We start from the raw sequence: 9,626 nt of genomic DNA, 5'->3' as shown, positions 1-9,626 counted from the left end.
CCGAGAAGCTCGAAAGACATCGGTGCAATGGCACCGTCTTTATGTTCTATGTAAACCCATACATCGTTAGCCATTGTTCTCTCCCTCCTCCAAGTTATTTTATAACTTTCAAGTCAATGAGCTTGTCGGTGATCGTGTTGGCGATCTCTTCGAGTTCGCCCTTCAAGATCTCGCCCGCGCCGCGGGGAGGCGGTACGGCGATCTCGACCACTTTCGTGCTGGCGCCCGCAACTCCCACTTTCCCGGCGTCAACGCCAAGGTCACCCGCGCTCCACTGAGGGATGTCGATCTTGGATGCCTTCCTGATGCCCATGAGGTTCGGAAGCCTCGGCTCATTGATACCCTTGATAACGGAGACAACGGCCGGAAGTTTTGCCTCGACCACTTCGGTGCCGCCTTCGACGGCCCTCTCCACTACGATCTTCTTTCCTGCCGCATCGATGGAACGGACCTTTGAAACCTGTGTCAGGGGGCTGAAGCCAAGGATGGCCGCCAGTTCCGCCCCGACCACGCCGGTGTTGCCGTCGGTTGACTGTTTGCCCGTGAAGACGACATCCACGTCGCCGACCTTCTTGATCGCTGCCGCAAGGACAGAGGCCGTCGAATAGGTGTCGGAGCCGGCGAAGGCGTCATCGGTGCACAGGGCAACCTGGTCTACCGTCAGTGCCAGGGCGTTCCTCAGCACGTCCTTTGCTCCCTCGGGACCCATGGAAATGGCCACGATCTCGCCATCATAGTTCTCCTTCGTAAGCAGTGCTTCCTCAAGCGCGAACTCATCGAAGGGATTCGTGATGGAATCCATTCCGTCCCTGCTCAGGGCTCCCTTCGGGATATCCCATTTGATCTCTGCTTCGGTATCAGGAACCTGTTTCAAACAAACCGCTATCTTCACAGTGTCCTCCTTATATGTTTTATTCACCCTTGAAGGTGGCTTTTCTTTTTTCGACGAATGCCGTCATGCCCTCTTTTTGGTCCTTCGTGGCAAAGCAGAGCCCGAAGTCCTTTGCCTCGAGGGTGAGCCCTTCCTTGTTATCGAGAGAGAGGCTCTTGTTGACGCATTCCTTCGCCAGTCTGACCGCGAAGGGCCCGTTGGCGCTTATTTTGGCGGCCAGTGCCATCACCTCGGGCATCAGCTGGTCATCTGGCAGGACCTTGTTCAGAAGGCCCATCTCGTAAGCCTCGGCGGCTCCGATCGTCTTTGCCGTGAAGATGAGTTCCTTCGCCTTAGCCAGCCCGACGAGTTTTGCCGTCCGCTGCGTTCCCCCGAACCCGGGATGTATTCCCAGGCCCGTTTCGGGAAAACCAACCTTTGCCTTGTCTGAGGCGTATATGATGTCGCAGGCGAGAGCCACTTCGAACCCGCCACCCAGGGCGAACCCGTTCACTGCGGCTATCACCGGTTTCTCCATGTTCTCGAGGGTGGCGAACGCCTCGTGCCCCCTCGCTGAGAAGGCCATACCCTCGAGGGCCGTCAGGTCCTTCATCTCCAGAATATCTGCCCCTGCCACAAAGGCCTTCCCTTCTCCCGTCACTATGACGACACGGACTTCGCTGTCCGCGTTCAGTGCCTCCCCTGCCGCCTTCAACTCGACGAGCGTCTCCGAATTGAGGGCGTTCAGGGCCTTGGGCCTGTTGAACTTCAGAATGGCTATACCGTCCTTCTTTTCAACGACAAGGTTTTTGAATTCCATCATCACGCCTCGCATTCGATGATAGCGGCGAGACCCATACCGCCGCCGATGCACATGGATACGAGACCGTACTTGAGGCCGAGCCGCTTCATCTGGTAGAGGGCGGTGGTGACGAGCCGGGCGCCCGTGCAGCCGATGGGGTGCCCAAGGGAGATGCCACCGCCGAACATATTGCACTTGTCCATGTTGATGCCGAGTTCCCTGATGCAGGCGATCGACTGGGACGCGAAGGCCTCATTGAGCTCGATGCAGTCGATCTGATCGATGGTCATGCCGGCCTTCTTGAGCGCCTTCTTGATGGCCGGGACGGGACCCAAGCCCATGTATGCGGGGTCCACACCGCCGTTGGCCCAGGAGATTATCTTTCCCATCGGTTTGATGCCCAGTTCCTTCGCCTTGTCCCGCGTCATTATCACCGCGGCGGATGCGCAATCGTTCAATCCCGACGCATTGCCTGCCGTGACCGTCCCGCCATCCTTCTTGAAGGCCGGCGCGAGAGAAAGCATCTTTTCGAGAGTGGTGTCCATCGGTCTTTCATCGGTATCGAAGATGATAGGATTACCCTTCTTCTGGGGAATGCTGAAAGGGACGATCTCGTCCTTGAACCAGCCGGCCTTTATGGCCGCTCTCGCTCTCTGATGGCTCAGGAGACCGAACTTGTCCTGCTCTTCCCTGGAGATCCCGTACTTCGCGGCGATGTTCTCCGCGGTAAAGCCCATGTGGTAACCGTAGAAGATCTCCCAAACACCGTCGAGGACCATGAGGTCGACAGCCTTGGTGTCGAACATCCGCGCGCCCCATCTCAGTCCGGGGAGCGTAAACGGGGCAAGGCTCATGTTCTCCATTCCGCCCGCCACGACAACTTCGTTCTCGCCGAGCATGATGGAGCCGGCGCCGGCGATTATCGCCCTCAAGCCCGAGGAGCAGACCTTATTGATGGTATAAGCAGCTGTTTCTTTCGGTACGCCGCCGCGGATGCTGGCCTGGCGCGCCGAGTTCTGACCGAGTCCCGCCTGAAGAACATTACCCATGATGACTTCGTCGATCACGACCTCTTTCAAACTGCTGTCGTAATCGTAGAACTTTGCTTCCAGTTCGGTATCTGTCTTGCCTTCGAAGATCGCAGGGGCAAATTCCTTGTCCTTGCTCTTCGAAGGCCTGATCCCCGCCCTCTTGATCGCTTCCCTGATCGCTGTTCCACCAAGGGTTACAACGGGGATGTCCTTCAATGACTGACCGAACTGGCCGATCGCAGTTCTGGCGCACGAAACAATAACTGCCTCTTTCATACAGGTCTCCTTTCAATTCAGTTGAAAAAAATTTCACAATGTTTTTATCGCAATTCCAAGTATTTGTCAACGGTTTTAATGGTTGTCCAGATACCTGACCGGGCATCTATTTCGACATCCCGGCCCGGGGGTTGCAAAATCGGTTGAAGCTCCCGGGAAGGCCCCGTGGTCCGGGGCGGCACCCGTTTTCGCAAGAAGCCCCCGGTGGGCGGAGCGCTACCGGGGCGAGGAGGAACCCGCGACGGGGAGTGGCCGGGGACCGGCAAGGAAGCACAGAACGAAATATTGAGTTGACGGGAGATAATATGCTAACATAGTCCGGTCCCCCGGCCGATCACATGCCATGACGAAAGGATGCTGCAGATATGAAGATTCCACCCATTAACCTGAAGGCGCAGTTCAAGGGAGTCAGGAAAGATATCCTCAAAGGCGTACGGGAGATACTGGACGAGCAGAAACTGATCCTCGGGCAGTACTGCCAGGAACTCGAAGGGCAGGTGGCTTCGATGACGGGGGCGGCGCACGCCATCTCCTGCGCCAACGGCACCGACGCCCTCATCCTCTCACTCATGGCCCTCGGCATCGGACAGGGCGACGAGGTCGTGACCACGCCCTACACATTCTTCTCGACGGCAAGCTCCATCGCTCTCGTGGGGGCCCGGCCTGTTTTTGCCGACATTGGGGACAGGGACATGAACATCGACCCGGGACAGGTCGAGAAGGCGATCACCCCGAAAACAAAGGCCATCATAGTCGTGCATCTCTTCGGGAGGATCTGCGACATGAAAAGGATCCTTGCCATTGCGGAGAAGCACGGCGTGCCCGTCATCGAGGACATGGCACAGGCGCTCGGGGCGAGGCGCGGCGGCTCGTCGGCGGGCACCTTCGGTGACATTGCGGCCACCAGTTTCTATCCCACGAAGAACCTCGGCGGTATCGGAGAGGGAGGCATGGTGCTCACCCGGCGTCCCGACCTCGGTGAGAAGGTCCGCAAGCTTCGTGTCCACGGGATGGGGGAGAAACCGTACATCCACGAAATGATAGGTTTCAACAGCCGCCTCGATGAGATCAAGGCCCTTGCGCTCTGCGTCAAATTGAAAAAACTCGTCTCCTGGAACAAGACGCGTCTCGAGACGGCCGGCTACTACAACATGCACCTGAGGGACCTTCCCCTCGTGCTTCCCGCCATCGACGACGAGACGTCACACATCTTCCATCACTACGTGGTCCGGACGGTGCGGCGCGACGCTCTCCAGCTCCACCTGAAGGAAAAAGGGATCATGACGGGGATCTACTATCCCCTACCCCTTCATCTCCAGCCCTGCTTCTCTTATCTCGGATACAAGGAGGGCGATCTTCCCATCGCCGAAGAGGCGGCCAGGACAAGCCTCGCCATCCCCGTTTTCCCGGAATTGAAGAAGAAAGAAAAAGACTACATAATCAAGAGTATAAGGTCATTCTTTGAGAAACAGGATGAAGGTAGTGAGGATGACCAATGACCAGAAAAAGGGTAATAACGCAGGATATGGGTTATAGGTGATGGGTCATGGGAAAGGCCCGGCCATCCCCGGTCATTTGTTATTGTCCTTTATATTCCCCACCACCAGCCTGACCATTGAGTCCAGAGTGAGGTATGTGCGGGCCACGCGGTCGACATCCTCCTTCGTAACCTTCTCAATGAGTCCCGGCCAGGTCTTGAAGAGATCCGGGTTGAGGCCGTAAAGCGTGTCGAAGCACATCGACGCGGCGATGGCGCCGTTGGACTGCATCCTTATATAATGGTTGCCGATGAGGTAGTTCTTTCCGTCCCGGACCTCCTTGTCGGAAATCCCCTCCCGGCGGATCTTCTCGATCTCTTCACGAGCGGTCCGAATGACATCCCTCGCGAATTCCTTGCTTGTTCCTATGTAGATCCCCATAGCGCCCGTCTCGTAGGCCATCTGGTTGAAGAAGGTGACCGCGTAGGCGGAGGGTTTTTCCTCCCTGAATACCCTGTGCATCCTTCCCCCCATGCCGCTCAGCACCGCATCGAGGACCTCCGCGGCGTACCGGTCCCCGTCGGTCAGCCCCGGCCCGACAAAGCCGAAGACCATGTGGGTCTGCTGAATCTCCTTCTCGACGGCGATCTCCTTGCCGACGCGCCCGGCACCGACCCTGGCAAGACCGGTCTTCGGACCTTCCCAGCCGCCAAACAACTCTTCGAGGTACGAAAAGACCTCTTTTTCGTCGATATCTCCCGACAAGGCAAGGACGGCACCGCGGGGGGTAACGTACGCGCGGTACAGGTCCCCGATGTCTTTGACGGACAGCGCTTCCACGTCCTTTTCGCTCCCCATGGGGTCACGGCTGTAAGGATGGCCGGCGAATATGGCCTCGTTGAAGCGCAGGAAGGTGAAGGAAACCGGATCGTCATCCCGCTGGCGTATCTCCGAGAGGACCTCCCTCTTCACCCGTGTAAGTTCCCGCTCCGTCATGGATGTCTCGACGAGGAGCTCCTTGAGGAGCTTGAGGACATCCTTTATGTCCTTGTTCAAGAACCTGCCTGACAACCCGAAAAGGTTTCGCCCGTTGTAGGGTGTCAGTGTTCCCGCAAGGAGGTCTATCTGCCTCGCTATCTCCGAGGAACTCTTGCTTTTCGTTCCCTTCAGGAGCATCCGTGCGAGGAGGTTGAACTCACCGTTCCTCCCTGCCTCCTCCGCCTTGAGACCTCCCGTGAAACCGATCCTGAAGGAGAAGGTGGGCGAGGAAGCGTTCTTATTCACGAGACATGTCAGGCCGTTATCCAACGTCTTGCGGTAGGGGTTCTTCACGGCCTTGCGGGGCCCCATGACGACGGTGCGCCGGCCATCGGGTCGAAGGTACCTGGCGGCCATCTTCCGGACATCATCCGCCGTGACCCCGTCGACGTCCGCGAGATACTTCTCTATGAAGCGGGGATCGCCCGTCATGGTCCTGGAATCGCCTATCTGACGGGCCCTGCCCTGCGCTGTTTCGGCGTCATAGACATAGTAGGCCCTGAGCATGTTCTTTGCCTTGACAAGCTCCCAGTCTTTGATGCCCTCCTTCTGTACCCTCTTCAGCTCCCTGTCTATCTCCCGGAGCACCCCGTCCCTGTCATCGGCCGAATGGTTGGCGTAGATCACGAAAAGCCCTTCCTCCTTGGGAGTGAAGACATACGTTGCTATTCCGTTCACGATACCCTTCCTGTTCTTCAGGGATTCCTGAAGCCGGGAACTCTCCCCATCCCCCAGGATGACACCGAGGACGTCGAGGGCCGGCACATCGGGGCTGGTCCTCCTGGGGATCGGGTAGGCAAAGGCAACGTATCTCTCCCTGAGGTCCCTCTCAAGGACCTTCTCCTTTTCTCCCTTCGATCCGTCCTTCGGCACATGCCGTTCGGGAGGGGGCGCGACGGACGTGTCCCCGGAGAAGTGTTCGGCGATCAACCTGTGCCCCAGGGTGCTGTCAAAGTCACCTGTTATCACAACAGTCTGGTTCGGGGGGACATAGTGGGACCGAAAGTATTCAACAATGTCCTGCCGGGTGATCTTCTCCACGACGTCGGCGAATCCTATGACCGGCCTCCCGTATGCTTGGCCATGATAGCTCAGGGAGAAAAGCTCCTTGAAGAGCTTCCGCTGCGGGTCGTCCTCACCCATCTTTATCTCCTCGAGGACGACCTTGCGTTCCCTGGAGATCTCGCCCTCGGGGAAGGCCGGATTCCTGACGGATTCCATGAGGAGCTCGAAGCCTTCCCGAAAGACCCGGGAGGGTATGACGATGTGGTAGACGGTGTTGTCGAAGGAGGTGAAGGCGTTGACGCTCCCTCCCATGGCCTCTATGCGGGAAGCGAAGGCGTTGCCCTTGAGCTTCTCCGTCCCCTTGAAGATGAGGTGCTCGATGAAATGTGTTATGCCGGCGACCCGGTCATCCTCATCCTTGCTGCCGACATTCACCCACACCTGTATGGCGACGACGCCGGTGTTCCTGCGTTCTTCGAAGACATAGGTGAGGCCGTTCTTGAGAGAGTGAACTTCCATCGCTGCCATCCTTCCCGGGAACGAGAACATCACGCTCACGGTGAGCACAATGAACAACAGGAAAGAGAAAGGCCCCCGAGAGGGCCTTTCTTCCTGTCTAAAACGCTTGAACCCTGTGATCATATGCTTCTTCGGTTGTTACAGGGCCTTTCTTCCCGCCTCGAACGCCTTGATATTGAGGTCATGGAGCTTCGGCGCCAGGAGCTTCTTGATGGCGTCGATGAAATATGCTTCCTTGATCTTCGGGAAGAAATTGGAGAACGCGCCGACGAGGACGACGTTCTGGGCCTGCAGGTTACCGAGATCCTTCGCTATGCCCATACCATTTATCACGTGGACATTGTTCTTGAAATACTTCTTGAAGGTATCCTCCACACCCTTGGGGTACTGCATCTGGCCGAGACTTACCGACGGGGGAAGTATCTCCTGGGTATTGATGACGATCTTGCCGTCCGGTTTCACCCAGTTGATGTAGCGAAGGGCCTCGAGGAGCTCGAAGGAAAGAAGGTAATCGACATCGCCGTACTTGATGATCGGCGAATAGACCTTCTTGCCGAAACGGAAATGGGTGGTCACATCCCCGCCCCTCTGGGCCATGCCGTGAACTTCCGCTTTCTTGACATCGTATCCGGCCCGAATGAAGACCTCACCGAGAATGTTGCTCGCAAGTATGGCACCCTGCCCGCCTACACCGGAAAGAAATATGTTTGTCGTTTTTTCATCTTTTTTCATATTCGCCTCCTCACTTCTTAGCCGGTTCTATGGCGTCGAATTTACATACCTGCACGCAAACTTCGCAGCCGACACACTGATCGGGGTTGATATAGGCCGTGCCCTTCCTCTTCTGCCCGTCCTTTGTCTGGCCTGCGCCTTCCCGCCAGCTTATCGCGGGACAGTTGATCTCGAGGCACATCTTGCAGCCGCGGCACTTGTCCATGTTGACGGCATAGAGAGGATTCTTGAACCTTTCCAGAGGCTTCGCCCTGCGAAGAAGCATGCAGGGGCTGTCCTTGCAGAGAATGAGGGATGCTTCGTCCCTGTTCATCTCTTCCTTGACGACCTCCATCGTTTCCTTGATGTTGTAAGGGTCGACGTAGCGGATGTTCTTGATCCCCAGGGCCTTGCCGATCTGGGCATAGTCGACCTGGTTCGCCAGTTCGCCGCGGACGGTGAAACCCGTCCCCGCGTGTTCCTGGTGGCCCGTCATACCCGTGATCCTGTTATCGAGGACGATCGTGGTGCTGTTGCCCTTGTTGTAGCCCGCGTTCATGAGAGGAGCAAGACCTGAATGGAGGAACGTGGAGTCGCCAAGGACGGCGACCATCTTCCCGAGGGCGTCCTTGCCCATCGCCTTCATGGCGCCATGCACCATACCGCCGCCGGCACCCATGCAGATCGTGGTGTGCAGGGCGGAGATCGGCGGAGCAACGGCTAGCGTGTAGCATCCGATGTCGCCGAAAACGAAGGCGCCCAGTTTCTTCAGCGCGTAGAAGAGCGGCCTGTGAGAACAGCCGGCACAGAGGTTCGGCGGCCTTCTCGGGAGGTCTTCCGGTTTTACCCTGACCTTCGGGGCCTTGTAGGCCTTGCCCTTCACGGCCTGCTCGACGATCTCAGGGGAGAGTTCGTACATGTTGGGGATGATGTCCTTGCCGTGGAAGATCTTGTAGCCCATCGCCTTGATCTCTGTTTCGAAGAAGGGATCGAGCTCTTCGATGATCATGACCTTCTTCACCTGCTTGAAGAAGTCAGCTATCATTTTCTTCGGAAGCGGCCAGACCATGCCGAGCTTCAGGAAGGAGTATTCGGGAAACACTTCCTTCGCATACATGTACGCGGAACCGCTGGCGATGATGCCCACGCTCTTCGAATTGATCTCCATCTTGTTGAGCTTCGTCTTGTCGGCGAAGGCCTCGAGCTTCCTCATGCGTTCTTCGACGGCCTTTCTTCTCGGTCTGACGTGGGCGGGGACCATAACGTACTTGGGTGCCTCTTTCGGGTCGAGGCCGAGAGGCATCTTGGATTCGACCCTCTTGCCCGTCTGGACGAGTGAATCGGCGTGAGCGATCCTTGTCACCGTTCTCAGGAGAACGGGGGTGTCGAACTTCTCGCTGATGTCGAAGGATGCCTTGGTAAATTCGTAGCATTCCTGGGCATCGCCCGGCTCCAGCATGGGAACCTTGCCGAAGCGGGCCCAGTTCCGGCTGTCCTGCTCGTTCTGGGAACTGTGGACGTTGGGATCGTCCGCCACGACGATCATGAGACCGCCCTTGATACCCGTGTAGGCAAGGGTCATCAGGGCGTCTGACGCGACGTTCATGCCGACGTGCTTCATTGATGCCATCGCTCTCGCACCGGCAAGGGCCGCTCCCGCGGCTACCTGGACAGCCACCATCTCGTTGGGTGACCATTCAGCGTAGATCTCCGGGTAATTGTCGGCTACGTCTTTGAGGATCTCACGGCTTGGTGTTCCGGGATATGCGGCAGCGACTTTCACACCAGCTTCCCAGGCACCTCTTGCAATTGCTGCGTTTCCTTGCATTATTTCTTTCATACTACCCCCATAATGGCGTATCGCCTGGATTTTGAGTGACTAATTGCTTCACCTC

The 9,626-nt window shown here is 57.2% G+C and carries 7 protein-coding genes; 1 reads left to right on the top strand and 6 read right to left on the bottom strand.

All coding sequences use genetic code 11. The features are described 5' to 3' along the window. Nucleotides 1-94 precede the first annotated feature (94 nt). From GXX82_12105 to GXX82_12095, 3 genes are read right to left on the bottom strand one after another with little or no spacing between them, the layout of a single operon-like run. Nucleotides 95-892, bottom strand: coding sequence for an electron transfer flavoprotein subunit beta/FixA family protein (locus GXX82_12105; GenBank protein NLT23781.1), 798 nt, complete (start codon nucleotides 890-892; stop codon nucleotides 95-97). 19 nt (nucleotides 893-911) lie between these two features. Then, a complete protein-coding gene (locus GXX82_12100) occupies nucleotides 912-1,691 on the bottom strand; it encodes a crotonase (protein NLT23780.1) in 780 nt (259 codons plus the stop codon). A 2-nt stretch (nucleotides 1,692-1,693) separates the two neighbouring features. Continuing rightward, nucleotides 1,694-2,980 carry an acetyl-CoA C-acetyltransferase gene (locus tag GXX82_12095; GenBank protein ID NLT23779.1) on the bottom strand — a complete coding sequence of 429 codons (1,287 nt, stop codon included), beginning with the start codon at nucleotides 2,978-2,980 and terminating at the stop codon, nucleotides 1,694-1,696. A gap of 365 nt (nucleotides 2,981-3,345) precedes the next feature. Between GXX82_12095 and GXX82_12090 the strand changes: the two genes are divergently transcribed. Beyond that, nucleotides 3,346-4,479, top strand: a complete 1,134-nt coding sequence (locus GXX82_12090) for a DegT/DnrJ/EryC1/StrS family aminotransferase (GenBank protein ID NLT23778.1) — start codon at nucleotides 3,346-3,348, stop codon at nucleotides 4,477-4,479. Nucleotides 4,480-4,551: 72 nt separating this feature from the next. On the opposite strand, the gene GXX82_12085 is transcribed toward GXX82_12090, so the two are convergent. The 3 genes from GXX82_12085 to iorA form a co-directional block, all read right to left on the bottom strand. After that, the gene (locus tag GXX82_12085; protein ID NLT23777.1) at nucleotides 4,552-7,020 is read right to left on the bottom strand and encodes an insulinase family protein; all 2,469 of its coding nucleotides are present in this window, start codon (nucleotides 7,018-7,020) and stop codon (nucleotides 4,552-4,554) included. Between the two features lie 138 nt (nucleotides 7,021-7,158). Further along, on the bottom strand, nucleotides 7,159-7,752 hold the full coding sequence (locus GXX82_12080) for an indolepyruvate oxidoreductase subunit beta (protein ID NLT23776.1): 594 nt from the start codon (nucleotides 7,750-7,752) through the stop codon (nucleotides 7,159-7,161). 10 nt (nucleotides 7,753-7,762) lie between these two features. Continuing rightward, the gene (iorA, locus tag GXX82_12075; protein ID NLT23775.1) at nucleotides 7,763-9,571 is read right to left on the bottom strand and encodes an indolepyruvate ferredoxin oxidoreductase subunit alpha; all 1,809 of its coding nucleotides are present in this window, start codon (nucleotides 9,569-9,571) and stop codon (nucleotides 7,763-7,765) included. Between the last annotated feature and the right edge of the window lie 55 nt (nucleotides 9,572-9,626).

It is taken from the genome of Syntrophorhabdus sp. (assembly GCA_012719415.1).
Lineage (GTDB): Bacteria > Desulfobacterota > Syntrophorhabdia > Syntrophorhabdales > Syntrophorhabdaceae > Delta-02.
The sequence above is the reverse complement of the archived record's forward strand: the minus strand, read 5'-3'. Positions and strand labels throughout refer to the sequence as shown.

Coding starts and splice junctions, on each gene's coding strand:
- GXX82_12085 (NLT23777.1), bottom strand. CDS start 7,020: ATGGAAGTTCACTCTCTCAAGAACGGCCTCACCTATGTCTTCGAAGAA.
- GXX82_12080 (NLT23776.1), bottom strand. CDS start 7,752: ATGAAAAAAGATGAAAAAACGACAAACATATTTCTTTCCGGTGTAGGC.
- iorA (NLT23775.1), bottom strand. CDS start 9,571: ATGAAAGAAATAATGCAAGGAAACGCAGCAATTGCAAGAGGTGCCTGG.
- GXX82_12095 (NLT23779.1), bottom strand. CDS start 2,980: ATGAAAGAGGCAGTTATTGTTTCGTGCGCCAGAACTGCGATCGGCCAG.
- GXX82_12090 (NLT23778.1), top strand. CDS start 3,346: ATGAAGATTCCACCCATTAACCTGAAGGCGCAGTTCAAGGGAGTCAGG.
- GXX82_12100 (NLT23780.1), bottom strand. CDS start 1,691: ATGGAATTCAAAAACCTTGTCGTTGAAAAGAAGGACGGTATAGCCATT.